This window comes from Comamonas jiangduensis, assembly GCF_030162955.1.
In the GTDB taxonomy this organism is placed as follows: domain Bacteria; phylum Pseudomonadota; class Gammaproteobacteria; order Burkholderiales; family Burkholderiaceae_C; genus Comamonas; species Comamonas jiangduensis.
Map to the genome: position 1 here is coordinate 80,739 of NZ_JARXOV010000008.1, position 23,949 is coordinate 104,687.

The 23,949-nt window shown below is 59.5% G+C and carries 24 protein-coding genes and 1 pseudogene; 13 read left to right on the top strand and 12 right to left on the bottom strand.

The features are described 5' to 3' along the window. Nucleotides 1-129 precede the first annotated feature (129 nt). Both QEP12_RS08440 and murJ read right to left on the bottom strand, forming a co-directional pair. Nucleotides 130-978: a SirB1 family protein gene (locus QEP12_RS08440; RefSeq protein ID WP_284213967.1), complete on the bottom strand. Its 849-nt coding sequence runs from the start codon at nt 976-978 to the stop codon at nt 130-132. Between the two features lie 57 nt (nt 979-1,035). Next, complete coding sequence (gene murJ, locus QEP12_RS08445; RefSeq protein ID WP_284213968.1) at nt 1,036-2,598, bottom strand: murein biosynthesis integral membrane protein MurJ; 1,563 nt, start codon at nt 2,596-2,598, stop codon at nt 1,036-1,038. Between the two features lie 273 nt (nt 2,599-2,871). Here murJ and rpsT point away from each other — a divergent pair, with 273 nt between their 5' ends. Next, nucleotides 2,872-3,165, top strand: a complete 294-nt coding sequence (rpsT, locus tag QEP12_RS08450) for a 30S ribosomal protein S20 (protein WP_174862777.1) — start codon at nt 2,872-2,874, stop codon at nt 3,163-3,165. A gap of 229 nt (nt 3,166-3,394) precedes the next feature. Here rpsT and QEP12_RS08455 read toward each other — a convergent pair whose 3' ends face one another. Next, nucleotides 3,395-3,709 carry a DUF3579 domain-containing protein gene (locus QEP12_RS08455; protein WP_219162478.1) on the bottom strand — a complete coding sequence of 105 codons (315 nt, stop codon included), beginning with the start codon at nt 3,707-3,709 and terminating at the stop codon, nt 3,395-3,397. Nucleotides 3,710-3,948: 239 nt separating this feature from the next. Here QEP12_RS08455 and QEP12_RS08460 point away from each other — a divergent pair, with 239 nt between their 5' ends. The 9 genes and pseudogenes from QEP12_RS08460 (at nt 3,949) to QEP12_RS08500 (ending at nt 11,020) form a co-directional block, all read left to right on the top strand. After that, entirely contained in the window at nt 3,949-5,145 is a 1,197-nt protein-coding gene (locus QEP12_RS08460) for an aspartate aminotransferase family protein (RefSeq protein WP_284213969.1), read from the top strand. A gap of 18 nt (nt 5,146-5,163) precedes the next feature. After that, nucleotides 5,164-6,087 (top strand): ornithine carbamoyltransferase, encoded by a 924-nt coding sequence (gene argF / locus QEP12_RS08465; RefSeq protein ID WP_284213970.1) that lies wholly within the window; start codon nt 5,164-5,166, stop codon nt 6,085-6,087. Nucleotides 6,088-6,592: 505 nt separating this feature from the next. Beyond that, nucleotides 6,593-6,949: a YkgJ family cysteine cluster protein gene (locus QEP12_RS08470; protein WP_219162482.1), complete on the top strand. Its 357-nt coding sequence runs from the start codon at nt 6,593-6,595 to the stop codon at nt 6,947-6,949. Between the two features lie 9 nt (nt 6,950-6,958). Beyond that, nucleotides 6,959-7,285 (top strand): YkgJ family cysteine cluster protein, encoded by a 327-nt coding sequence (locus QEP12_RS08475; protein WP_174862779.1) that lies wholly within the window; start codon nt 6,959-6,961, stop codon nt 7,283-7,285. Between the two features lie 72 nt (nt 7,286-7,357). Beyond that, a complete protein-coding gene (locus QEP12_RS08480; protein ID WP_246254067.1) occupies nt 7,358-7,642 on the top strand; it encodes a LysE family transporter in 285 nt (94 codons plus the stop codon). Between the two features lie 35 nt (nt 7,643-7,677). Beyond that, nucleotides 7,678-7,917, top strand: a pseudogene (locus QEP12_RS08485) (helix-turn-helix domain-containing protein); the annotation flags it as partial. Nucleotides 7,918-8,218: 301 nt separating this feature from the next. Continuing rightward, on the top strand, nt 8,219-9,577 hold the full coding sequence (locus QEP12_RS08490; RefSeq protein ID WP_284213971.1) for an amino acid permease: 1,359 nt from the start codon (nt 8,219-8,221) through the stop codon (nt 9,575-9,577). A 73-nt stretch (nt 9,578-9,650) separates the two neighbouring features. Continuing rightward, nucleotides 9,651-10,292, top strand: a complete 642-nt coding sequence (gene kynB, locus QEP12_RS08495) for an arylformamidase (RefSeq protein WP_284213972.1) — start codon at nt 9,651-9,653, stop codon at nt 10,290-10,292. Nucleotides 10,293-10,369: 77 nt separating this feature from the next. Further along, the gene (locus QEP12_RS08500) at nt 10,370-11,020 is read left to right on the top strand and encodes a 3'-5' exonuclease (protein WP_284213973.1); all 651 of its coding nucleotides are present in this window, start codon (nt 10,370-10,372) and stop codon (nt 11,018-11,020) included. 234 nt (nt 11,021-11,254) lie between these two features. On the opposite strand, the gene QEP12_RS08505 is transcribed toward QEP12_RS08500, so the two are convergent. Beyond that, the gene (locus QEP12_RS08505; protein WP_174862784.1) at nt 11,255-11,791 is read right to left on the bottom strand and encodes a methylated-DNA--[protein]-cysteine S-methyltransferase; all 537 of its coding nucleotides are present in this window, start codon (nt 11,789-11,791) and stop codon (nt 11,255-11,257) included. Nucleotides 11,792-11,879: 88 nt separating this feature from the next. Here QEP12_RS08505 and QEP12_RS08510 point away from each other — a divergent pair, with 88 nt between their 5' ends. Next, nucleotides 11,880-13,157: an MFS transporter gene (locus QEP12_RS08510; RefSeq protein WP_431308076.1), complete on the top strand. Its 1,278-nt coding sequence runs from the start codon at nt 11,880-11,882 to the stop codon at nt 13,155-13,157. A gap of 4 nt (nt 13,158-13,161) precedes the next feature. Here QEP12_RS08510 and QEP12_RS08515 read toward each other — a convergent pair whose 3' ends face one another. Beyond that, nucleotides 13,162-14,373 carry an FAD-dependent monooxygenase gene (locus QEP12_RS08515; RefSeq protein WP_174862785.1) on the bottom strand — a complete coding sequence of 404 codons (1,212 nt, stop codon included), beginning with the start codon at nt 14,371-14,373 and terminating at the stop codon, nt 13,162-13,164. 241 nt (nt 14,374-14,614) lie between these two features. Next, nucleotides 14,615-14,905, bottom strand: a complete 291-nt coding sequence (locus QEP12_RS08520; RefSeq protein WP_174862795.1) for an H-NS histone family protein — start codon at nt 14,903-14,905, stop codon at nt 14,615-14,617. A gap of 239 nt (nt 14,906-15,144) precedes the next feature. On the opposite strand from QEP12_RS08520, the gene QEP12_RS08525 reads away from it, so the two are divergent. After that, a complete protein-coding gene (locus tag QEP12_RS08525; protein ID WP_284213974.1) occupies nt 15,145-15,990 on the top strand; it encodes a symmetrical bis(5'-nucleosyl)-tetraphosphatase in 846 nt (281 codons plus the stop codon). A gap of 58 nt (nt 15,991-16,048) precedes the next feature. On the opposite strand, the gene QEP12_RS08530 is transcribed toward QEP12_RS08525, so the two are convergent. The 5 genes from QEP12_RS08530 to QEP12_RS08550 form a co-directional block, all read right to left on the bottom strand. Beyond that, nucleotides 16,049-17,461, bottom strand: coding sequence for a DEAD/DEAH box helicase (locus QEP12_RS08530; RefSeq protein WP_219162491.1), 1,413 nt, complete (start codon nt 17,459-17,461; stop codon nt 16,049-16,051). 110 nt (nt 17,462-17,571) lie between these two features. Beyond that, nucleotides 17,572-18,444 carry a KPN_02809 family neutral zinc metallopeptidase gene (gene ypfJ / locus QEP12_RS08535; RefSeq protein ID WP_219162492.1) on the bottom strand — a complete coding sequence of 291 codons (873 nt, stop codon included), beginning with the start codon at nt 18,442-18,444 and terminating at the stop codon, nt 17,572-17,574. A gap of 508 nt (nt 18,445-18,952) precedes the next feature. Beyond that, entirely contained in the window at nt 18,953-19,519 is a 567-nt protein-coding gene (gene dcd / locus QEP12_RS08540; protein ID WP_174862786.1) for a dCTP deaminase, read from the bottom strand. Between the two features lie 64 nt (nt 19,520-19,583). Then, complete coding sequence (gene guaD, locus QEP12_RS08545) at nt 19,584-20,876, bottom strand: guanine deaminase (RefSeq protein ID WP_284213975.1); 1,293 nt, start codon at nt 20,874-20,876, stop codon at nt 19,584-19,586. Between the two features lie 164 nt (nt 20,877-21,040). After that, nucleotides 21,041-22,156, bottom strand: coding sequence for a BMP family ABC transporter substrate-binding protein (locus tag QEP12_RS08550; protein WP_219162494.1), 1,116 nt, complete (start codon nt 22,154-22,156; stop codon nt 21,041-21,043). A 178-nt stretch (nt 22,157-22,334) separates the two neighbouring features. On the opposite strand from QEP12_RS08550, the gene QEP12_RS08555 reads away from it, so the two are divergent. Next, a complete protein-coding gene (locus QEP12_RS08555; protein ID WP_174862788.1) occupies nt 22,335-22,832 on the top strand; it encodes an HIT family protein in 498 nt (165 codons plus the stop codon). Between the two features lie 48 nt (nt 22,833-22,880). Here QEP12_RS08555 and QEP12_RS08560 read toward each other — a convergent pair whose 3' ends face one another. Further along, entirely contained in the window at nt 22,881-23,945 is a 1,065-nt protein-coding gene (locus QEP12_RS08560; protein ID WP_174862789.1) for an adenosine deaminase, read from the bottom strand. Nucleotides 23,946-23,949: the final 4 nt, after the last annotated feature.

Below are 23,949 nucleotides of genomic sequence, written 5' to 3' on the forward strand. Positions count from 1 at the left end.
AAGGATTGCAAAAAACATAGCTAGCAGCGCTAGACAATCAAGCACTTGCACATCAAAACACTGCGAAACCAAGAAAAATAGAGCGCTAGGCGCTCTATTTTTTATTCTCCGATGGCAGTGGCTTACGGCTTAAATTTCTGCGCGCAGCAACTCAATACGCGCCTCAATCACCGGCAAATCCTGGGGTGCAGGCGCCATGCGCACATAGTTTTGCAAATCTTTCAATGCCGCGTCGCGCTGCCCCAGCTGTGCCAGCACCAAGCCACGATCACGGTAGCAGTCTGCATCCAGCGGGCGCAAAACAATCAAGCGATGCAGCACGCCCAGCAGCAAGTCCAAGTGCTCTTCTTCCACGCACACGCTCTTCAAATTACGCAACATGCGCTCAATGATTTCGCGGCCACTGGCTGGCATCAAGAACAAATGCAGCGGCGCCATCTCCTCTTCGGCCAGCCCCCAGCCTTCACGAAAAGGCTCCAGCCGCTCTGACAGCATGGCTTGCGTCAGCCCCAGCCCGCTCAATGGGTCTTGGATGATGATGCCCTCGTCCACATGCACCTTGACGAGAAAGTGCCCCGGAAAAGAAATGCCATCGACCTTCAGCCCAATGCCCTGGGCCAACTCCATCCACAGCACCGCCAAAGTAATTGGAATGCCACGGCGTGTTTGCAGCACGTGGTGCACATAGCTGTTGGCGGGGTTGGCAAAATCGTTTGCATTGGCGGCAAAGCCCAGTTTTTCGTAGAAAAACGCGTTGAGCATGAATGTGCGCTGCAGCGCCGTAGCCCCCACCGGGATGGACTTGCGCAAGCGCTCCACCCAGTCATCCACCTGCAGCAGCACACCTTGCACGTCCAGATCGGGGGCGGCATCCAACGCCAAGCTGGTTGCGGCTTCCAGCACTGGAAAGGCTACGTCATGCCCAACCAGGCAAGCGAAGTGATCTAGCGCAGAGGGGGCTTCAAAGTTCAGCTGCATGGAGGGCACTCTACCGCGATTTCACTGTGTGCAAAGCGAGCACGGCACAGCAGCCTTTCAACGGCGCAGCAAGCTGCGCAATTTGACCCCAGACGCCCGCAAAGCGCCAAAATAAATCACGGCAGAGCCGGCCAGCATCACCGCCATCAGACCAGCACGCTGCCACTCATGGGCTTGCAACGCCTTCCAGTCCCATTGCTGGGCACCCCAAATTAAAAAGGCCGCCAGCAAAGCAGAGGCTGCCGCCACCTGCACAGCGTACTTGAGCCAACCCGCCGCAGGCTGGTAGGCACCACGGCGCAGCAAACCAATCAGCAGCCACGTGGCATTGACCAACGCCGCCAAGCCAATCGACAGTGCCAGCCCGGCATGCGCCATCGAGGGCACCAGCACCACATTCAAAATTTGCGTCAACACCAGCACCGCCACCGCAATCTTGACCGGCGTTTTCATATCCTGGCTGGCAAAGTAGCCCGGTGCCAGCACCTTGATCGCCACCAGCCCTACCAAACCGGCGCCATATCCAATCAGCGCCAAGGCGATGTTGGAAACATCCTGGCTGTGCAGCGCGCCACGGTGAAACAAGGTGGCCACCAAGGGCTCTGCAAATGCCAGCAAACCCACTGCACATGGCACGGCCAGCAGCACCACCAGACGCAGCCCCCAGTCCAGCATGTTGGAGTAGCGCTGTGCATCGCCTGCGGCCTTGGCCGATGCCAGCTGCGGCGTCAGCACCACGCCCAGCGCTACGCCCAGCAGCGCCGTGGGAAACTCCATCAACCGGTCGGCATAAAACAGCCAGGTCACGCTGCCCGGCGTGAGGTAAGAAGCGATCTGCGTATTGATCATCAAGCTGACCTGCGCCACCCCCACACCCAGCAAAGCGGGCGCCATCAACGACAGAATGCGGCGCACCCCCCCGTCATTCCAGGCTGCTTGCACGGCTGCAGGCGACATGCCAATGCGCGGCAACAGCCCCAGCTTCTTCAGCGCAGGCAGTTGCACACCCAACTGCAGCACCCCGCCCAGCATCACCCCCGCAGCCATGGCGTAAATCGGCTCCACACCTTGGCGCTCCAGCCACGGCGCCAGCAGCAAGGCAGCTGCAATCATGCAGATATTGAGCAACACCGGCGTGGCCGCCGGAACCGCAAACTTGCGCCAGGTATTGAGCACCCCAGCGCACAGCGCCACCATCGACATAAAGCCGATGTAGGGAAACATCCAGCGCGTCATCCACACTGCCGCTTCGTGCGCATGACCACCGTTCAACCCACTGGCCAGCAACCACACCAGCACCGGCGCGCCCGCCACGCCCACCACACAGGTCAAAAGCAGCACCCAAAACAGCACCGTGGCCACATTGCCAATCAGCGCCCGCGTGCGCTCCTCGCCTTCTTGCGTTTTGGTGGTGGCCAGCACGGGCACAAAAGCCTGACTGAACGCCCCCTCGGCAAACAAGCGCCGAAACAGGTTGGGAATACGGAAAGCAACGTTGAACGCATCCGTGAGCGCATTCGCGCCAAACATGGACGCCATGATCAAATCACGCACCAAACCCGTGACCCGAGAGGCCAGAGTCAGCAACGAAACGGTAGAGGCAGATTTAAGAAGTGACACCCGCGCAGTGTAGCCACGCGCCACCCTGCCCAGGTGCTGCGGCCACCAGCAGATACACAAAATTTCGCAAAAGCCCCGCAGCGCCCCAAGACCTGCAACACCCACCACCGTCACACCAAAGCGCTTTGTTGGTGCAACGTTGCACCAACACAATGCAAACACACCACCATGGTGCATCGACCGGTTGGCTACCGCATCCTGCACATGTGCGCAAGCGTTGCTATAATTGCGGGCTTCGCTGGCATCATCCCCAGACAACAAAGGAAATACATCATGGCAACTAAAGCCAAAAAGAACCCCCGCCTGGCCTCCGGCCGCAAGCGCGCTCGCCAAAACGTTAAGCTGAACGCTGCAAACACATCGCTGCGTTCCAAGTACCGTACCGCTGTAAAGAATGTCGAGAAGGCTGTTCTGGCCGGCGACAAGGTGAAGGCTACCGAACTGTTTGCCAAGGCGCAGTCCGTGCTGGACTCCGTTGCTGACAAGGGCATCTTCCACAAGAACAAGGCCGCTCGCGATAAGAGCCGTCTGTCTTCCAAGGTCAAGACCTTGGCACTGGCCGCCTAATCCACATTTAGGCATCGCACGAAGGGCCTGGCCCTTCGCCGTTTGCTTCGGGTGCGCTGCTAGCGAAACAAAAGAACCGCCTCACGGCGGTTTTTTTGTGCCTTTTTTATGACGTTACGCCCCTGCGGCCATGAATGTTTCGCCTGCATGTACAACGCGCAGGCATGAAAAAACCGCCCTCTGGCGGCTTGTTCACACACAATCAAGGCGCTTTGCGCCCACAGCAGCGTTATTTTTCAGCGTCAGGAATCAGGCAAGCCTCGACCACCTGCAAATTATTGTCGCGAGCAAAGTTCAGCACGAAGTCCCATGCCATCGGCTCATGGGCTTGCAAATCACGGTGCACCACAATGCATTTAAAGCCATTCATGGTGGTGGGAACGCACCAGGGCGAATAGCCCAAATGGCTGCCACGCTGGGCGCCACCGGGACGAAACTGACTCATCACACCCGCCAAACGTTCGGCCCAGTCACTGGGGCGAAAAGTTTTTCCCTCCAAGGTGACACCTTGGATGAATATTTCTTTGGAGCTTGGGGAAACCATCAGGATCAATCCGGTAATACGGGGTGCGCTGCGGGATCGCCGCCATGTGCACCGACTCATCAATTCTAACTCTTATATAAGACACAGGCAGGGCACTCGGGATTGCAATCCATGCATAGCTTTATTCCAAATATGGAAGTGAGCATGCCGCAGCGCTTAGAGGGCCCTAAAATCATTCTCTTGTCTTTTGCAAAAGCTGCAAAAGTTGTGCCATGACTGTTATGTCCGGAGATTGATTCATGACCGCTCACATTGAGGCTACCTCGCCCCACGTAATGCCCACCTACGGCCGCGTACCGATTGCGCTGCGACGAGGCCAGGGCTGCCGCGTGTGGGATGTGAACGGCAAGGAGTACCTGGACGCCTTGGGCGGCATTGCCGTCAACACGCTGGGCCACAACCATCCCAAGCTGGTGCCCGCCCTGCAAGAGCAACTGACCCAGCTGATCCACACCTCCAACTACTACCACGTACCCGGCCAAGAAGAGCTGGCCAAGCTGCTGACAGAGCGCGCAGGCATGACCAATGTGTTCTTTTGCAGCACCGGTCTGGAAGCCAACGAAGCCGCCATCAAGATTGCGCGCAAGTACGGCGTGGACAAAGGTATTGAAAAGCCTGAAATCGTGGTGTATGACCACGCCTTCCACGGCCGCTCCATCGCCACCATGTCGGCCACGGCCAACCCCAAGGTACGCAACGGTTTTGGCGCCTTGCTGGAAGGCTTCACCCGCGTTGCCCCCAACGACTACCAGGCGCTGGTGGAAGCCACCGAGGGCAACCCCAACATCGTCGCCGTGATGATGGAGCCCATCCAGGGCGAAGGTGGCCTGCACCCCATGCGTGCGGATTACCTCAAGCAAGTGCGCGCCCTGTGCGATGCCAATGGCTGGCTGCTCATCATGGACGAAGTGCAAGCCGGCATGGGTCGCACCGGCAAGTGGTTTGCCCACCAGTGGGCAGGCATTACGCCCGATGTGATGACCCTGGCCAAGGGCCTGGGCTCTGGCGTGCCAGTGGGCGCAGTCGTGGCGCACAACGCTGCGGCCAACGTGCTGCAAGCTGGCAACCACGGCTCCACTTTCGGCGGCAACCCGCTGGCCATGCGTGCGGGCGTAGAAACCATTCGCATCATGGAAGAAGATGGCCTGCTGGCCCACGCCACGCAAGTGGGCGACCACCTGAAAGCCAAGCTGATAGCCGAGTTGGGCAGCATCGATGGTTTTGTCGAAGTGCGTGGCCAAGGCCTGATGATTGGTGTAGAACTTGCAAAGCCCTGCGGCCAACTGATTGGCCAAGCCGCTGAGGCTGGCCTGCTGCTGAGCGTCACTTCCGACACCGTGATCCGCCTGGTTCCTCCGCTGATTTTGACCCAGGCCGAGGCCGACGAAATCGTCACCCGCCTCAAGCCTTTGGTTCAAGCCCTGCTGGCCGCCTGACACTCCAAGGAATACTGCATGAAGCACTATTTGCAATTTAGCGATTTCACCGCCGACGAGTACGACTACCTGCTGACCCGTGCGGCCTTGATCAAAAAGAAGTTCAAGGGCTACGAAAAGCACCACACGCTGAGCGACCGCACGCTGGCCATGATCTTTGAAAAGGCCAGCACCCGCACGCGCGTGAGCTTTGAGGCGGGCATGTACCAGTTGGGTGGCTCCGTGGTGCACCTGACCACGGGCGACAGCCAACTGGGCCGCTCCGAGCCGATTGAAGACAGCGCCCGCGTCATCAGCCGCATGACCGATTTGGTGATGATTCGCACCTTCGGCCAAGACAAGATCGAGCGCTTTGCCGAACACTCGCGCGTGCCGGTCATCAACGGTCTGACCAACGAGTTCCACCCCTGCCAGATCCTGGCCGACATCTTCACCTTCATCGAGCACCGGGGCTCCATCCAGGGCAAGGTCGTGGCGTGGGTGGGTGACGGCAACAACATGGCCAACACCTGGCTGCAGGCTGCGGACTTGCTGGGCTTTACTGTCCACGTCAGCACCCCCGGCGGCTACGAAGTGGACGAAAAGCTCGCCTTCAACGGCAAGCCACCACGCCCCGGCTGCTACAAAGTTTTCAAAGACCCGCTGGAAGCCTGCAAGGGCGCCGATCTGGTCACCACCGACGTGTGGACCAGCATGGGCTACGAAGCCGAAAACGCCGTGCGCATGAAAGCGTTTGCCGACTGGTGCGTCGACCAAGAGATGATGCAGGCCGCCAAGCCTGAGGCCGTTTTCATGCACTGCCTGCCCGCGCACCGCGGCGAGGAGGTGACCGCCGAAGTCATTGACGGCCCACAATCCGTGGTCTGGGATGAAGCGGAAAACCGCATGCACGTGCAAAAGGCGCTCATGGAGTACCTGCTGCTGGGCAAGCAGGGCGACTAATTACGCCTAACGATACGGCCATTTGTGATGCGCGCTCTACCTTGCTTTGGCACGCCTCTCACAAAAACAGGAGCTGCTTACGCGCGCCTGCTCAAGCTTTCGCACATCTTTAGATTGCAAAGCCAAGCAGGATCAGCGCTAGCAGCTCTTTTTTTATTTAAGCCGCGCAGCACCGTCACCACGCTGCGCACGCAAGCCCCCTTCTCTTGCTCTGCCAGCGGCACGCGCACGCTGGATTTGCGCCGCATGGCCCGCCGCCGCAGCGCGCTGCACGCCATTGCCTGCAGCCATCTGCTGAAAACACCGCGCTACCTGCTCGGTCACACCTAGGTTCTCTTTCTTTTTTTACGCTGCACTGCACGCTTTTGCGCTTGCCGTGGGTCGGTCTGTGTCTTGCTTGTTCTTGGCCAGATCACCCTCCCCCGGCCTAGCGGTGTGTGTGGCGGCGCCCGTTTGGGATTTTTTGCCTATTGATCCAACCGCTGAAAAAAGCGCTCGCTTCCCCATGACTGAAGCCATTCACCCCTGCCTCAAGTGCGGCGTATGCTGCACCAATTACCGCGTTGAATTCTCGATTTACGAGCTGCAATCCATGGGCGGCACCGTGCCCGATGAGCTGGCCCACGAGGTGCCCGGCAAAGGCAACCGCGCCCGCATGAACGGTACCGCACAGCACCCCGTGCGCTGCGTCGCGCTGGGGGATCTGGGCAACGACTGCGTTGGCTGCACGATTTACGAACAACGCTCGCGCCCCTGCCGTGATTTCCCGTTTGCCTCCTATGGCTGCCACGACACCCGCGCCAAATTTGACCTGCCCGCACTGACCGACGCCGAGGTCGAGCGCTGGGCAGAAGCTGCATAACACCCCACCATGGCACACCCCCACCCTTGCCTGAGCTGCGGCGCTTGCTGCGCAGCGTTTCGCGTCGATTTTTCGATCTATGAATCCGAAGACCACGGTGGCCGTGTGCCCCGTGGTCTGGTGGATGAGGTCAATGACTTCACCTGCCGCATGCGCGGCACCGACTACGCCCGCCCCCGCTGCGCTGCCTTGACCGGCACAGTCGGAGAGCGCGCCGCCTGCGGCATTTACGAATGGCGCCCCTCACCCTGCCGCGAATTTGCAGCGGGCTCTGACGCCTGCAACCGCGTGCGCCTGCGCCACGGCCTGCCCGCGCTGGAAAGCGGGCTGCTCTAAGACCGACTTGCTGGCCGCCACGTTGCCATTTTGTGCAATACAAGCGCAGCAGCACGGGGCACAGTGCGCTGCGTGAATGAAACCATCTTTTCCCCTTTGTGGCCCACGCTGCTTGCCATGGGCAATTTCGCCTTGGTGGACGCCATCACCCCAGGCCCGGTCAATGTGCCGGCCCTGCGCCATGGCAGCCAACGCGCACGCCAGCCAGCGCTGGGGTATGTGCTGGGCGCCCGCCTGAGTTATGGGGCCGTCGTCGCCTGCATGGGCTTGGCCAGTGCACCGCTGCTGCAGCAGCTGCCGCAGTTGCCGCAGACTGCCCAATGGCTGTGCACGGCCTATTTGCTATGGCTGGCCTAGCGACTGACCAGGGCAAAGCACACGGCATCCAGCAGGGGATGAGCACGTCACGGTTTATCCGCCACTTCAAAACCGCCACTGGAGTTACCCCCGGCATTTACCGCCTCAACATCCGCCTCACTGGTGCTCGCTGTCTGCTGGCCCAAGGCGCCGCGCTGGCAGATACCGCACTGGCCATGGGTTTTGCCGACCAGTCGCACCTGCAGCGCGCCTTCAAGGCCCACCATGCCGCCACGCCGGGCTGCTATGCCAAGCAGCAGCTGGCGTCACTGTAAGACCTTGTAATCTGCGCGCCTGCACCGCTTCAAGCCGCTGGCGTGCAGGCTCCTTGCGATGGCGTCTGCATACTGTAGCCAAGCGCCACTTCAGGACAAGGAGGCTGTCATGTCGACTTTGCTCATGGTGATTTCCAGCGCCTTCATTGTGTGCGGGCTGCTGGTGGCAGTGGTGTGCCTGCAAGCCACCTTGTCGGACACCCCCAACGACCTGTGAACCCCGGCATCCCCCTGTGGCTGCAAAAAAGCGCGCCGCCAACGATACTCAGAGGTTTCTCGATTCGATAGGACCCTGGGCGCAATGGGCGATTTCCAAGACATACAACAACGCGAAACTGGTCTGAAGCAGCACCTGACCAGTGCCCAAATGGTGATGATTGCCATTGGCGGCGCCGTCGGCACCGGGCTGTTCATGGGCAGCGCCTTTGCCATTGGCTTTGCCGGCCCTGCCGTGCTGGTCAGTTACACCATCGGCGCTTTCATTGCCCTGTTGCTGATCGGCGCTTTGGGCGAGATGACGGTGGCGCACCCCACCTCCGGCTCCTTCGGCGCCTATGCCGAGTACTACCTTGGCCCGCTGGCCGGTTTTGTGGTGCGCTACGCCTACTGGGCGGCGCTGGTGCTGGCCGTGGGCATGGAGGTGACGGCCGTGGGCATCTACATGGCCTACTGGTTCCCCGCCGTGCCGCAATGGATCTGGGTGGCCGTGTTCTCTGCGGTGCTCATAGGCATCAACCTGCGTAGCGTCAAGGTGTATGGCGTGGCGGAGTATGCGTTCTCGGCCATCAAGGTGGCCGCCATTGTGGCCTTTGTGCTGATTGGCGCCTATGTGGTGTTTGGCGCGCACATCCCCGGCATTGGCCTGCAAAACTACGCCGTGGGCGGTGGCTTTTGGGCCAAAGGCATCTCCGGCATGTGGCTGGGCGTGATTGTGGCCATGTTCAGCTATCTGGGCGTGGAAGCGATTGCCGTTGCAGCGGGCGAAGCCCAGCACCCGCAAAAAGCCGTGCAAAGCGCCATGAAAACCACGGTGCTGCGCCTGGTGCTGTTTTATCTGCTCACCCTGGCGCTCATGCTGGCCATCGTGCCGTGGACAGAAGCCGCCACGCAAACCAGCCCCTTTGTGCGTGTGATGGAAATCATCAACATCCCCTACGCCGCCGGCGTGCTGAATTTTGTCGTGCTGGTGGCCGCCCTGTCGGCCATGAACAGCCAGCTGTACGCCACCTCGCGCATGATGTTCAGCCTGGGCCGTGCCCGCCAGGCGCCCGCCGTGTTTGGCCAGGCCAACCAGCGTGGCGTGCCAGTGGCCGCCATTTTGATCTCCAGCCTGGGCGCAGGCGTGGCAATGTTTATCAATGCTTTCTGGCCCGATCAATCCTTTATCTGGATGATGTCGATTGCCATGTTTGGCGCCATGTTTGCCTGGTTCATGGTGTTTGTCACCCACCTGGCGTTCCGCCGCCGCCGCGACCGGGAGGGCGTGGTCAGCGCCTTTCGCATGTGGGGGTTTCCATGGCTGACCCTGCTGGGGGCCATCCTGATGGCAGCAGTACTGATCACCACCGCATTCACCCCGCAATTTCGCCTGACGCTGGCCTTTGGCCTGCCGTGGCTGGTGCTGCTGAGCGCGATTTACCTGCTGCGCCGCAAAAAATAAGCGCAGCACGCATACTTGCCAGCCTGTGACTCGTGCGCGAGCCACAGGCTTTTTTTATTGCCCTGCATTTGCCATGACCGCCACGCCACAGATTTGGGACATCTCCGCCCCCGTGCACAGCGCCAGCCCCGCCTACCCCGGCGATGCACCCTACCAGCAGCGCTGGATCGCGCGGATTAGCGCGGACTGCCCGGTCAACGTCAGCGCCATCAGCCTCTCGCCCCACCTGGGCACGCATGCCGATGCACCGCTGCACTACGACGCCAGCGGCCCCAGCATGGGAGCCGTGGATTTGCTGCCCTACATCGGCCCCTGCAGGGTGATTCATGCCATTGGCTGCGGCCCGCTGATTGCGTGGCAGCATTTGCAGCACGCCATCACCCCCGACTTGCCGCCGCGCGTGCTGGTGCGCACCTATGCACAGGCACCGCAGCAGTGGGACGCGCACCTCAGCGGTATGACAACGGATGCCATCGCCCGCCTTGCCGACTTGGGCGTGCAGTTGATTGGTATTGACACCGCCAGCATGGACCCGGCGGGCAGCACTGCGCTGGACAGCCACATGCTGGTGCGCGCACGCGGCCTGCGCATTCTGGAAAACTTGGTGCTGGACGCCGTACCCGAGGGCGACTACGAGCTGATTGCCCTGCCGCTGAAGCTGATGGAGGCGGAGGCTTCGCCCGTACGTGCCATCCTGCGGCCTCTTGCTGTCTGATAAGAAATCTGCCTTTAGCGCTTATCTGGCAAGCGCTGGCAGCTATCAAAACAAAGAAAACAGAGAAATTTGCCGACATGACCGAACGGATTGCCATCATCGACTTTGAAACCACCGGCATGAGCCCCGCCCACGGCGCGCGTGCGGCCGAGGTGGGCATTGTGGTGGTGGAAAGCGGGCGCATGGTTGATCACTACCACAGCCTGATGAATGCCGGGCAGCCCATACCGTGGAACATCACCCAGCTCACCGGCATCAACACGGCCATGCTGCAGGCCGCGCCACCCGCGGAGGCAGTGATGCGCGAGGCCGCCGCCTTTGTGGGCACCATGCCCATGGTGGCGCACAACGCTTCGTTTGACAGCAAGTTCTGGGTGGATGAGCTGCAGCGCGCCGGGTGCGCAGCCCCTCAGCCCTTTGCCTGCACGGTGCTGCTGTCGCGCCGCCTGTACCCGCAAGCGCCCAGCCATGCGCTGGGGCGCATCGTGCGCTTTTTGGATTTACCACCCGCCGACAAGGCCCACCGTGCCTTGGCCGATGCGCAAATGACGGCCCACCTGCTGCTGCGCATGCAGCAAGATCTGCAAACCCGCTGGCACATTCCGCAGCCAGCACACCGCCTGCTGCAGCACATTCAAAGCTGCCAGCGCCAGCACGTGCCCGCCTTGCTGCAGCGCACCAGTGAACTGCAAACCCAGCCCCAGCTGCCGGGCATGCTGGATGCCTGAAAGCGTGCAGCGCGCCTGAGGGAAATTCACACCACCCAGCCCGTCTTCGAGGTGCGGTTGAGATTGCGATCGCGATTTCGATGGCGATCAGGCCATGCCAAGACGTACCAAGGCAGATGCGGCAATTTCTTATTGCATAGCTTGCAGCGCTTGCACATCAAGCACTTCCGATGCATTGAATACTGAAATCCAATAAATACAAGCGCTAGCAGCTATCTTTTTTAAGAATGGCTCTCAAGCAATCGCGCCTTCTTGCTGCAACAGCTGTTGCTTGCGCGCAATGCCCCAGCGGTAGCCACCCCAGCCGCCATCGCTGCGCAGCACGCGGTGGCAGGGCACCAGTACCGCCAGCGGGTTGGCCGCGCAGGCACCGGCCACGGCACGCACGGCCTGCGGCTGGCCTATGGCCTGGGCCAGCTCGGTATAGCTGCGGGTTTGCCCCGCCGGAATGCCGCGCAAGGCCTTCCACACTTTGCGCTGAAATTCCGTGCCGCCCAGCACATCCAGCGGCACCACATGCTGCAAGCTGGGGTGCGCCAAAATTTCCAGGACGGTATCGCTCCAGCGCTGCAGCACAGGGCCGCCGGTGTCCAGCTGCGCCTGCGGATAGCGCTGCTGCAAGTCACTAATCAACTGGGTTTTATCGTCGCCCAGCAACACCGCTGCAATCCCTTTGGACGTAGCCGCCACCAAAACCTGCCCGAGCGGGCACACACGCACGGTGTAATGCAAAACTAAAGGTGTAGCGGGTGTGGAAGTGCGTGTGCTCATAACCACCACTTTATGCCTGCGGCACCGGCTCGCCAAGGGCAAATCCCTACACCGTGGTGACAGTTGCCGCAGCCGCTCAGCGCTACGCTTGCCGCCAGGAGATGCCACTGTGCCCGAGACCCCATCCACCACCTCACACCGCAGCGTTTTGCAACGCCAACTCTGGATCATGCTGCTGGCATTGCTCAGCGGCTTTGCACTGAGCCAAGCTTTTCGCACCATCACCGCCATCTTGGCCCAGGGCCTGCAGCAGGACTTTGGTATCAGCGCCAGCTCATTGGGCGCGTTTGCCGGGCTGTTTGGCCTGTCGTTCGGCATCGCCCAACTGCTGATGGGCATTGGCATGGATTTGTACGGCCTGCGCCGTACCGTGCTGTGTGCCTTTCCGTTCGCCACGCTGGGCGCCATGGTCTCCGCCGCAGCCCCCAGCTACGGTTGGCTGATGCTGGGCCAGTTGATGATTGGCGTGGGCTGCTCCCCAGCTTTTCTCGCTTGCACCATTTTTATTGCCCGTCACTTCCCGGCAGAGCGGTTTGCGTTTTTCTCGGGCCTGTCGATGGGCGTGGGCGGACTGGGTTTGCTGTTCACCGGCAGTCCCCTGGCGTGGGTGGTGGAAGCAGGCGGCTGGCGCAGTGGTTTTTGGCTGCTGAGCATCATGTGCGCGCTGTCCTGGGTGCTCATTTTTTGCAAAGTGCATGAGCCTGCGCTCCCCAGTACCAAGGCTGGCACCCCTGAAACATGGGGCTCCGCCTTTATGCGCATGGCAGAGTTGCTGACACTGCCCCACACCTGGGGCATGCTGGTGCTGGGCATGTCGTGCTACGCAGCCTTCTTGTCGTTGCGCGGGCTGTGGATTGGCCCCTTGATGATGGATCGCCATGGCTTGAGCTTGGTGCACAGCGGGCACGTTGCGTTTGTTATGTCCTTGATCTCGCTGTTCACCCCGGCGATTTTTGGACGTCTCGACCCGGGCACCCTGGCGCGGCGCCAGTGGCTGGCGAATTTTTCGCTGTGCATGGCTGCCCTGTTTGTGATGCTGGGCCTGTGGCACAGCACCATCGGCAACATCGCCATCGTGATTGCCATGGCCATGCTGTCGGGCTACGGCTTGCTGCAATACGCCGATGTGCGCGCCTCCTACCCCGACCACATGACCGGGCGTGCGCTGTCGCTGTTTACCATGTCCATGTTTTTGGGCGTGGCCCTGATGCAGTGGTTTACCGGGGTGGTCGCCGCATGGGCCGCCCAACACGGCTGGGAAAGCTACACGGCCGTCGCCCTGACGATTGCGATCTGGCTGATGATCGCATCGACCGCCTATCGCTGGCTGCCCGCCTCGCCCTTGCTGCTTCGCAGCAAGGTCTGAGAACTTACAAGATGCTGGCGCTAGAGCCTTCGCCGCTGTAGAGCCAGGGCACATCCATCAACCGGCTGCCCAACATGCCCATGGCCAGATCGCGTCCCCAGCGTACCGGGCCGGTGGCGTGGAAAATGTTGCCGTTGCGAATAGAGCGCGCTTGCACACGGGCATTGCGCTCCCAACGATTGAGGGCATAGCGGCGCAAGCGCAAGCCGATGTCCAAGTCATCCATCGCCAAAGCACGCTGCAACTCTGCCGCATCTTCAATCGCCATACCCGCGCCTTGCGCCAAATAAGGGCGCATGGGGTGCGCAGCATCACCAATCAAGCCGACCAAACCCTGGGCCATGGCATCAGGGCCTTGAATGGGCGCACGGTCAGACAGCGGCCACAAGCGCCACTGGGCACCTGCGGCAGGCACACTGCGGATCAAATCTTGCAGATTGCTGCTGCAATCTGCCAGCGCTTGCTCCAGCACCTGCGCATTGGCCGCATGGTCCCACTGCTCCAAATCCTGGGGTACAGGGCCTTCAACAATGACCACGATGTTCATCATTTCGCCACGCCGTACCGGGTAATGCACGGCATGCATGCGAGGGCCCAGCCACACCGTCACTTCATTGCTGCGCCACCCCACCGGAATGTCTGCCATGGGCAGCAAGGCCCGGTAGGCCAAATGACCCGAGACCCGGGGACGGCTGGGATCGCCGAGCACTGCTGCGCGCAACTTGCTCCACACCCCATCGGCCAGCATGAGGGCATCGCCCTCCACCACCTTGTTGGCGGAAGTGCGTATGGTGGTCACGCGCTCCGTGCCCAGCAGCTCGGTGACTTCTTGCCCGGGATTGATATAAATATCAGCCCGTTCTTGGGCTGCGCTGTGCAAGACCGCATGCAAGTCTGCGCGGTGAATCGTGACATAGGCGGCTCCGTAACGCTCCACCATGGATTGCCCCAGCGGCGCACTGGCCAGCACACGCCCGCTCAGTGCACTGCGTGCCACCAATTGCTGCGGCACTGCAGCGACCTGTTGCAGGGCTTTTTGCAAGCCCCAGGCCTGCAAACGACGCACCACATTCGGCCCCAGCTGAACACCGGCACCCACTTCAGAAAACACGGCCGTCCGTTCAAACAAGCGTGCATCCCAGCCAGCGTGCGATGCGCCCAACGCTGCAGCCATGCCGGCAATGCCACCACCTGCGATCAATACTTGTTTTTTCATGGCGCAAATTGTGGCGCTGAAACAGGGTGCCCAGAAGCCTCCAAAGCAAAAGAACGCTGATGCGCAGCAAACACTGCCCACAAATGAAGCAACACCCCAAGCTTTAGGAAATGCGTGCCACTTCCTTGGCGTCACATGAGGCATATATCTGCGCCGCAAAGCACCGCTTACCCATCACCATCAGTCCACCCATCAAAAAAGCCTGCTTTCGCAGGCTTGGATGAGATGCGCAAGCTGGTGATTAAATTTCAAACTTGCTGCGATCTTGGTCTTGAATCCACTTGGGTGCTTTGCCACGCCCCGTCCATGTTTCACCGGTTGCAGGATTTTTGTACTTAGGTGGTACCTTGCTTCCGGCACCACCTGCGCGAACCGCACGCGCAGGGCTGAATATGTCTGCTGCCGTCAATTCATACTCATCCACCAAAGCACGCACCTTGCTCACGGCTTCCGCCAATTCACGCTTACGTGCATCTTGAATTTGCTTTTCGAGTTCTTCGCGCTGTTTCAAAAGTTCTTTATAAGAGCTCATGGAGGAATTCCTTTCTGTAAGTTCTTGGATTATAGAGATAGAAAATTTTTTGCATAAACCGTTAAGGAAAAAATTATTCCAAATGTTTTGATATTCCAAAGACAGACCATCATTCCTGCGAAAACATTTTTAGCTTGAATGCACGGCGCTTGAAGCGATTCGCACTGGGCCTAAAATCTCGCACAAGCATTTAATGTATTGGCACTACACTGCCAATACACAGCAAGGAAATACAAAGAGTGTCCACTTACTTAATCGGTGATGTTCAAGGCTGTCATGGGGCTCTCACCAGGCTTCTCAACCACATCTCCTTCTCCCCCAGCCGAGATACCGTCTATTTGCTCGGCGACCTGATCAACCGCGGCCCTGAATCCGTAGAAGTCTTGCGCTATTGCATGGAATTGGGAGATGCGATTAAGCCTCTGCTTGGAAACCATGATCTGCATTTACTTGCCAGTGCCTATGGCGTGCGCAAACCCGGTAAACGAGATACTTTGCAAAGTATTTTGAATGCACCCGATCGCGCCGCTTTGCTGCACTGGATTTCCCAGCAGCCATTAGCCAGATCAATTCAAAATCCGCAGGGGCAACGATTATTGATGGTGCATGCAGGCGTATTACCGCAATGGAGCTTGGAAGAGACATTACAACTGGCCGATGAAGTCCACCAACAAATCAAGGGAGAAGCACTGCCCCAGTTTCTGATGCACATGTATGGCAATCTGCCCAACCACTGGGATAACAGTTTCACCGGCAGCGACAGAAACCGCGTCATTGTGAATGCACTCACGCGCATTCGATTTTGCACGGCGCAAGGGGCAATGGACTTTGAAAGCTCTGAGGCTGCAGATGCAGCGCCAACAGGTCTGATGCCCTGGTTTGACTGCCCCGATCGCAAAACCGCCCAAGACATCGTGGCTTTCGGCCATTGGTCAACACTGGGCTTGGTGAACCAGCCTAACCTGATGGCCTTGGATACAGGCTGCGTCTGGGGTGGCTGCCTCAGCGCGATGGAAATTGGAGCTGACTTCCGCGAACGCCAGCTCCACCAGATTCATTGCGAGCAAGCACAAAAACCAGGTTAGGCGTTGCCATAAAAAAAACCACGGCATGCCGTGGTTTTTTTTATGAATCCTTGGAAAGCTAGACGCTGCCCATGGGCTTAAACAGTGCAGCAACCTTGCGCTTGGGCTTGGTGCCCAGCGCTGCTTTGGGCGCAGCCTTTACCGCATCCCATGCGGGTACGTGGGTTTCACTGGCCTCATAAGGTTTGTCAAAGAAAGGATCTGCATGTGCGCTGCGCACTGGGCGCGCACCACGCACTGGGCGCGTGCCATAGGCAGATGCACTGCGTTGCACCTCTTCGCGCCCTGGCGCATCACGCTGCGGCTCCCGCTCACGGAAACGACGCGATTCAGGCAGTTGCAGTGTTTCAACGTTGATCTTTTTCTTGATCAACTTCTCAATCTCAGACACCAACTTGCTATCCGAGTTGCCCACCAGGGTCACCGCCAAACCGGTGGCACCCGCGCGGCCTGTACGGCCAATCCGGTGCACATAGTCTTCGGCGTTGAACGGTACGTCGTAGTTAAATACGGCGGGCACATCCTTGATGTCCAAACCGCGCGCGGCCACATCGGTACACACCAGCAAATCAACTTCACCTTGCTTAAAGGCTTCCAGCGCTTTCAGACGCTCATCTTGGCTCTTGTCACCATGCATGGCTGCTGCACGATAGCCATCACGCTCCAGAGCACGTGTCAAACGGGCACAGCCGAGCTTGCTGTTGGAGAAAATGAACGCTTGGCGAATGCCTTTTTCACGCAGGACCTGCTGGATCGCGCGGCGCTTGTCATCGTCATTGGCGCTGTAAAAGCGCTGCTCCACCAAAGATGCCGTCTCATTGGGACGCGCAACTTCAATCGTGACGGGGTCTTGCAAGTAACTGCCGGCCAAGCGCTTGATTTCTGGGGAGAAAGTAGCACTGAACAGCAGTGTGGTACGGGTCTTGGGCAAGTGGCTCAAGATGCGCTGCAAATCGGGCAGGAAACCGATGTCCAGCATACGGTCTGCCTCATCCAGCACCACATATTCCACTTGATTGAGCGCCACGTTCTTGGCTTCAATATGGTCAAGCAGGCGGCCCGGTGTCGCCACCAATACTTCCACACCTTTTTTCAGCTCGAGGGTCTGGGGCTTCATGTCCATGCCGCCAAAAACCACCATGCTGCGCAGCTTGGTGTGCTTGGCATACAAGGCGATTTGCTGTGCAACCTGGTCTGCCAGCTCGCGGGTGGGCAAAAGCACCAGGGCACGCACAGGATGGCGTGCAGGTGAGGCAGAGCTGTTTTCATGCCGCATCAAGCGTTGCAGCAGCGGCAGCGAAAAGGCAGCAGTTTTACCTGTACCGGTTTGCGCGGCTCCCATCACATCCTTGCCGGTTAAAACCACCGGAATCGCCTGGGCCTGGATGGGGGTCATGGACTCGTAGCCCATTTCGGCCACGGCGCGTGCCAGAGGCTCCGCCAAGAGTAAAGAGGAAAAAGGACTTGTCATTTAGACCGCTATTGTCGCACCGTGCGCGCAAAGCCCTGTGTGAGGTTCAATAAATCCAGTGTTTCCTCGCGGATTCGTGGAAATAAAACCGCACTCACAACCAAGGCTTATTACAAATTGGTGGCCGAAAAAGTATCGCAAGATTTGATGCTGCCATTTTGCAACCCTGTTTGAAACCACCGCTGACGCTGCGCACTGCTGCCATGGGTAAAGCTGTCGGGCACTACCTGTCCCGTTTGCGCTTTTTGCAACGCATCATCACCAATTTTGGCTGCCGCGTTCATGGCTTCTTGCACATCGCCTTGCTCGAGGATTTGACGCTGGTTTTGCGCATGGTGCGCCCAAACCCCTGCCAAACAGTCAGCCTGTAACTCCAGCTTCACAGAAAGCTGGTTGTATTCCACTTTGCTGACACGGCCGCGCATCTGATCCACCTGCCCTGAAATGCCCAGCAAATTCTGCACATGGTGCCCTACTTCGTGGGCAATCACGTAAGCCTGTGCAAAGTCGCCGGGAGCACCCAGCTGATTTTTTAACTGGTCGTAAAAAGACAGATCAATGTAGACCTTGTGATCTCCTGGGCAATAAAACGGCCCCATCGCAGACTGGCCCGTGCCACACGCGGTGCCTACAGCGCCCCGAAACAGCACCAGTTTGGGCTCTTGGTAACTGGCACCGCCTTGCTGAAAAATTTGCCCCCAGACATCTTCGGTATCCGCCAGAACAGTGGACACAAACTGCCCCATGGTGTCGTTGGCTGGTACACCTTGTGCAGGCGTGTTCTGCTGCACCACAGGTGCACCACTGCCGCCACTGAGCACACCCAGAATAGTTAAGGGGTTGATGCCTAGCACCCAGCCCCCGATCAAAGCGACCACGATGGTGCCGATCCCAATATTGCGCCCACCCAGCATCGGAGCACCACCTCCTGCGCTGCGCCGATCTTCCACATTGCTGGACTGGCGGTTGCCTTCCCATTTCATAACGCGCTCCTGATCTCACTAGGGCCAATTTCCAAGCACCCTGCCTGTATCCGCCGTTGCCTGATGGCCCACCTCCAGCCAGCTGGAATCCCCCTCTGGCTGCGGCATAACGCCCACCGCTTTTCCGTCCCAGCCTGCAGACTGACTGATTTTGTGTGCCTGCGCAGTGTGCACCTGTACCACCTCGACAAATGTGAAAAATTGCCAAAGTGCGACCAGCAAGCCCAGCAAGACCGCTGCGCCATCAAACAGCTGCCACCGGGATGAAGCATGGAAATTCGATAGACGCATAAATAGCAAGCCCCTTGATTGCCTTGCCCCATCCTAGGCAAGCGGCTTGCGGCAGCGAAGCTGGTGACACGCCAATTCCGTGTAGGAGAACCGTTCGTCGCTGCGCTATCAGCGCCACCTTCCGCGCAAGCGGCACCCACCGCTTGCGCGGAACGCTCTGAACAGCCACAAAAAAAGCCAACCCAAGGGTGGCTTTTTCGAACCGTACCGACAGGCTTCAGGTGCGCGGCAGCGTCACACCGTGCTGGCCCTGGTACTTGCCGCCACGGTCTTTGTAGCTGGTCTCGCAAGGCTCGTTGCCTTGCAGGAACAGCACTTGCGCACAGCCTTCGCCCGCGTAAATCTTGGCGGGCAGCGGTGTGGTGTTGGAGAATTCCAGCGTCACATAGCCTTCCCACTCGGGCTCAAACGGCGTCACGTTCACGATGATGCCGCAGCGCGCATAGGTGCTCTTGCCCAGGCATACAGTCAGCACATCGCGGGGAATGCGGAAGTACTCCACCGTACGGGCCAGCGCAAAGCTGTTGGGCGGAATGATGCAGTAGTCACCTTCGAAGTCGACAAAGCTTTTTTCATCGAAGTTCTTGGGGTCAACCACGGTGCTGTGGATGTTGGTGAACACCTTGAATTCGCGCGCGCAGCGGATGTCATAGCCGTAGCTGGAGGTGCCGTAGCTGATGATTTTTTTGCCATCGGCCTCGCGGATCTGACCGGGCTCAAACGGCTCGATCATGCCGTGCTGCTCCGCCATGGTGCGGATCCACTTGTCGCTCATGATGCTCATGGAGGTGTCCTATTTCGCTGAATTTTTTATAGCTGAGCGCGCTGATTGAATGCGCGCCATGGCGTTATTTTGCTTGAGAGATGATGGTTTGCTCAATCAAACGGTCATCCCCGAGCACGATCATCGCAAAAAGCAGCTCATCCAGCGTCTGCGCTTGCGCCGTTTTGCGCGCCAGCAGCGGGGTACACGCGGGGTTGATCACCACCATATCCGCCTCGCAGCCCGGCTGCAAATTACCGATCACCCCCCCCAGGCCCAGGGCCTTGGCCGCCCCTGCCGTGTGCTGCCACCACAGATGCCCCGGCTTCAAACTCAAACCCTGTTTGCTGTGCTGCTCCCGCCCCACTACGTAAGCGGCCTGCATGGTGCGAAACGGTGAAAAGCTCATGCCGCCGCCCACATCGCTGGCCAGCCCATACCTTAAACCTGCGGCATCGGCCTTCAAGTAATCAAAGTAACCGCTGGACAAAAACAAGTTGCTGGTGGGGCTGATGGCTGCTGCCGTCCGGGTTTCGCGCATCAGCGCCCGGTCAACGTCATCCAGCCAAATACAGTGCGCATACACCGCGCGCTCGCGCATCAAACCAAAGCGCTGGTACACCTCCAGATAGCTGCGCGCTTGCGGGTACAGCTCGCGCACCCAGCGGATCTCATCGAGGTTTTCCGACACATGGGAGTGCACCCACGCATCAGGATATTTGGCCGCCAGCGCACCTGCGCCCTTGAGTTGCTCGGGTGTGCTGGTGGGTGCAAAGCGCGGCGTGATGGCGTAGCCCAGGCGATCCACGCCGTGCCAGCGCTGGATCAAGGTTTCGGTGTCGATCAGGCCCTGCTCGGTGTGGTCACGCACCCCGTCGGGGCTGTGGCGGTCTTGCAGCACCTTGCCCGCCAGCATGCGCATGCCGCGCGCCTGCGCTGCGGCCATGATGGCATCCACCGACGCCGGGTGTGAAGTGGCAAAGGTGAGCGATGTAGTCACGCCATTGCGCAGCAGCTCATCCAGAAAAAATTCCGCCACACCGTCGGCATAGCTGCGGTCATGAAAACGTGCTTCATGGGGAAAGGTGTAGTGCTCCAGCCAAGGCAGCAGCCCGTCAGCCGGCGCACCAATCACATCGGTTTGCGGGTAGTGGATGTGCATGTCCACAAAGCCCGGCGCCAGCAGCTTGCCGGGAAGGTGCAGGATGTGCGCGTTCGCTTGGGCTGCATATTCGGCTTGCAGCGCCTGCCAGCTCCCTGCAGCCACCACGCGCTCTTGGCCTTGGGCATCAGGGTCAACGGCCAGCAAACCATCGCTGTCGTAGAGCGGCATGCCGTCGTCGGCAAAGCGGAGCAAGGCACTGCGGTAGATCTTCATCGGCGTGGTAGTAGGTCTATGGAAAAAAATATTGAGGAGCAGCTTGCGCTTACCAAGCCTTGCTTTCACGCACAAATCATGCCAAAAGCAATATCTGACATGCGTCAAGCGCTCCTCATTTTCAATATGGTGGCAGGCAGCACCCCAAGCTTGCCACCACGGCCCTACTTTGTACTGCCAATCACGTCTTCGACCAACCAGTCCATTTGCAGCAATTGCGCATCGCCCAGCGTTTGCCCCTGGCGAATGCGCAACTGGCCCTGGTTGTCGCGGATGTCCGCGCGGCTGGCCTGAAACGGCTGCAATTTACCTGCGGCCATGTCTTTTTGGCGTGCCAGCACCTCATTGCGCACCGCCTGTGGCAGCTTGGGTCCAAAGTGTTCCACACGCACCATGCCATCTTTGACGCCGCCCCAGAAGTCACCCGACTTCCAGCTGCCGTTTTGCACCGCCTTGGCGCGCGCAGCGTAATAGTTGCCCCAGTGGTGGGTTACGGCCATCAACTGTGCATCGGGGCCGTCTTTGCGCATGTCGGAGTGAAAGGCGATGGCCATCTTGCCGCGCTCTTGGGCAGCGGCCATCACCGCCGTGCTGGCGACCTGGAAGGACAGCACATCAGCGCCCTGGTCCATCAGCGCCATCGCTGCATCACGCTCCATGGCGGGGTCAAACCAGGTGTTGAGCCACACCACCTTGACCTGCGCTTGGGGGTTCACGCTGCGCATGCCCAGTGCAAACGCATTCACGCCTTGCACCACTTCAGGAATCGGAAAACCCGCCACAAAGCCGGCCACACCGGTTTTGCTCATCCGCCCTGCGGCAATGCCCGACAGATAGCGCCCTTCGTAGTGGCGCGCGTTGGCCGTTGCCACATTGGCGCTTTGCTTGTAGCCCGTGATGTTTTCAAACTTCACGCCCGGAAACTCTTTGGCCACGCGCAGCGTAGGCTCCATATAACCAAAGCTGGTGGTGAAGATGAGTTGATTGCCCTGCAACGCCAGGTCTCGAATCACGCGCTCGGCATCCGGGCCTTCAGGCACGTTTTCGACGGCCGTGGTCTGCACCTGGTCGCCCAGGGCGCGCTGCAACTGCAAACGCCCCTCTTCGTGCTGGCGCGTCCAACCAGCAGGCAGCACCGGTGTCACGTAGACAAAGGCGGCCTTCAGCGGTGGCGTGGCGGGGGAATTTTTCAGCGCTGCCGAAGATTGCGCAAAAGTGGGGGCGGTGAAAGCGACGGCAACGCAGGCGGCCACGAGCGTGGCTGCGAGGTTTTTGTACATGGTGTTCCTCTACATGGCTCCAAATTGAACAAGCGCCACACGCTGGAGCAAAGCCTGCGGCGAAGGGGCGGATTCTAGCGCTGCCAAGAAACCATCGCAGCGTTCGGACTAACCACACTAGCGGCGCATGCCCTCCTTACCTACGATGCCTGCCAAAGACTTCAAGGAAATCTGCCCTATGCCCATGTTTGTTGACACCTCCCCGCCCGGCCACTGCATCTTCTGCAAAATCGTGGCGGGTGAAATTCCTGCCGCCAAGGTCTATGAAGATGACCTCACTGTGGCGTTCATGGACATTGGCCAGGTCAACCCCGGCCATGTACTGGTGGCCAGCAAGCGCCATGCCGTCACCGTGCTGGATTTGACCGCCGAAGAGGCCGCCGCCGTCATGCAAACCGCGCAGCGGATCGCGCACGCGGCGCAGCAGGCTTTTGCGCCCGATGGCATCACCCTCTTCCAAGCGAATGGTGCAGCGGGTGGGCAAACCGTTTTTCACTTTCACATGCATGTGCTGCCACGCCATGAGGGCGACGGCATGGCGCTGACCTGGCCGCGCAAAGAGCCCGCCATGCCATTGCTGCAACAGTATGCCCAGCAGCTTCACACCGCGCTGCAGTCCCCGCTCAGCCTTAAAAATAAGAGCTTGCAGCACATGAAAAACAAAGGGTTGAGATAGTTATTTATCTCAACCCTTTTGTAGATAAGCGCTAGCAGCTATGTTTTTTTATGCAGACTGGGCAAACCGCGCAAAGCAGTCATCCAGTTGCTGCACCCACGCTGCTTGCTGTGCAGGGCTGGCAAACGACGCCTCCAAACTGTTGCGCGCCAGCTGGTAGGCCTGTGCAGCACCCATGCCGGTGGCGGCAAACACTTGCAGGTAGTTGTCGTTCACATAGCCGCCAAAATACGCAGGGTCGTCGGAGTTGACGGTCACGTTCAAGCCTGCGGCCAGCAAGCGCGGCAGGTTGTGCTCGCGCAGGTCGGGGAAGACACACAGCTTCTGGTTAGACAGTGGGCACACCGTCAGCGGCATGCGGGTTTGTGCCAGCCGCTGCATCAATTCCACATCTTTTTCAGACTGCACGCCGTGATCGATGCGCTCTACCTGCAGGGCATTCAGCGCACTCCACACATAGGCGGGCGGCCCCTCTTCGCCGGCATGGGCCACCAGATGAAAGCCCAACGCCTTGCACCGGGCAAACACGCGCTCAAACTTCTCGGGCGGGTTGCCCAGCTCCGAGCTATCCAGACCAATGCCGATGAAATGCGCGCGGTACGGCAGCGCGGCCTGCAGCGTCTCGAAGGCGGCTTCTTCGCTCAGGTGGCGCAAAAAGCTCAGGATCAGCGCCGCGCTGATGCCCCAGCGCGCTTGCGCGTCGTGGCAGGCACGTGACAGACCCAGAATGACGGCCTCGATGGGCACGCCACGCTCGGTGTGCGTTTGCGGATCAAAAAAGAGCTCTGCACGCACCACATGGTCGGCAGCGGCGCGCTCCAGGTAAGCCATGGCCATGTCGTAGAAGTCTTGCTCATGCAGCAGCACGCTGGCACCGGCGTAGTAGATGTCCAGAAAGCTTTGCAGATCCGTGAACGCATAGGCACTGCGCAATGCCTGCACGCTGTCGTAGGGCAGCGTCACCCCGTTGCGCTGGGCCAAAGCGAAGATCAGCTCAGGCTCCAGCGAGCCTTCGATGTGCATGTGCAACTCAGCCTTGGGCATGGTGCGCAGCAGCTGGGGCAGTTGCGCGGCGGGGATGCGCTCAATGGCGGCAGGCAGGGCATAGGTCATGGGG

What these genes read in the sequence shown, in the direction of transcription:
- ypfJ (WP_219162492.1), bottom strand. Translation starts at nt 18,444, where the DNA reads ATGAAATGGGAAGGCAACCGCCAGTCCAGCAATGTGGAAGATCGGCGC.
- QEP12_RS08520 (WP_174862795.1), bottom strand. Translation starts at nt 14,905, where the DNA reads ATGAGCTCTTATAAAGAACTTTTGAAACAGCGCGAAGAACTCGAAAAG.
- QEP12_RS08490 (WP_284213971.1), top strand. Translation starts at nt 8,219, where the DNA reads ATGGGCGATTTCCAAGACATACAACAACGCGAAACTGGTCTGAAGCAG.
- QEP12_RS08460 (WP_284213969.1), top strand. Translation starts at nt 3,949, where the DNA reads ATGACCGCTCACATTGAGGCTACCTCGCCCCACGTAATGCCCACCTAC.
- QEP12_RS08555 (WP_174862788.1), top strand. Translation starts at nt 22,335, where the DNA reads ATGCCCATGTTTGTTGACACCTCCCCGCCCGGCCACTGCATCTTCTGC.
- QEP12_RS08470 (WP_219162482.1), top strand. Translation starts at nt 6,593, where the DNA reads ATGACTGAAGCCATTCACCCCTGCCTCAAGTGCGGCGTATGCTGCACC.
- QEP12_RS08530 (WP_219162491.1), bottom strand. Translation starts at nt 17,461, where the DNA reads ATGACAAGTCCTTTTTCCTCTTTACTCTTGGCGGAGCCTCTGGCACGC.
- QEP12_RS08505 (WP_174862784.1), bottom strand. Translation starts at nt 11,791, where the DNA reads ATGAGCACACGCACTTCCACACCCGCTACACCTTTAGTTTTGCATTAC.
- argF (WP_284213970.1), top strand. Translation starts at nt 5,164, where the DNA reads ATGAAGCACTATTTGCAATTTAGCGATTTCACCGCCGACGAGTACGAC.
- kynB (WP_284213972.1), top strand. Translation starts at nt 9,651, where the DNA reads ATGACCGCCACGCCACAGATTTGGGACATCTCCGCCCCCGTGCACAGC.
- QEP12_RS08550 (WP_219162494.1), bottom strand. Translation starts at nt 22,156, where the DNA reads ATGTACAAAAACCTCGCAGCCACGCTCGTGGCCGCCTGCGTTGCCGTC.
- guaD (WP_284213975.1), bottom strand. Translation starts at nt 20,876, where the DNA reads ATGAAGATCTACCGCAGTGCCTTGCTCCGCTTTGCCGACGACGGCATG.
- QEP12_RS08440 (WP_284213967.1), bottom strand. Translation starts at nt 978, where the DNA reads ATGCAGCTGAACTTTGAAGCCCCCTCTGCGCTAGATCACTTCGCTTGC.
- QEP12_RS08455 (WP_219162478.1), bottom strand. Translation starts at nt 3,709, where the DNA reads ATGGTTTCCCCAAGCTCCAAAGAAATATTCATCCAAGGTGTCACCTTG.
- dcd (WP_174862786.1), bottom strand. Translation starts at nt 19,519, where the DNA reads ATGAGCATCATGAGCGACAAGTGGATCCGCACCATGGCGGAGCAGCAC.
- QEP12_RS08475 (WP_174862779.1), top strand. Translation starts at nt 6,959, where the DNA reads ATGGCACACCCCCACCCTTGCCTGAGCTGCGGCGCTTGCTGCGCAGCG.
- QEP12_RS08500 (WP_284213973.1), top strand. Translation starts at nt 10,370, where the DNA reads ATGACCGAACGGATTGCCATCATCGACTTTGAAACCACCGGCATGAGC.
- rpsT (WP_174862777.1), top strand. Translation starts at nt 2,872, where the DNA reads ATGGCAACTAAAGCCAAAAAGAACCCCCGCCTGGCCTCCGGCCGCAAG.
- QEP12_RS08560 (WP_174862789.1), bottom strand. Translation starts at nt 23,945, where the DNA reads ATGACCTATGCCCTGCCTGCCGCCATTGAGCGCATCCCCGCCGCGCAA.
- QEP12_RS08515 (WP_174862785.1), bottom strand. Translation starts at nt 14,373, where the DNA reads ATGAAAAAACAAGTATTGATCGCAGGTGGTGGCATTGCCGGCATGGCT.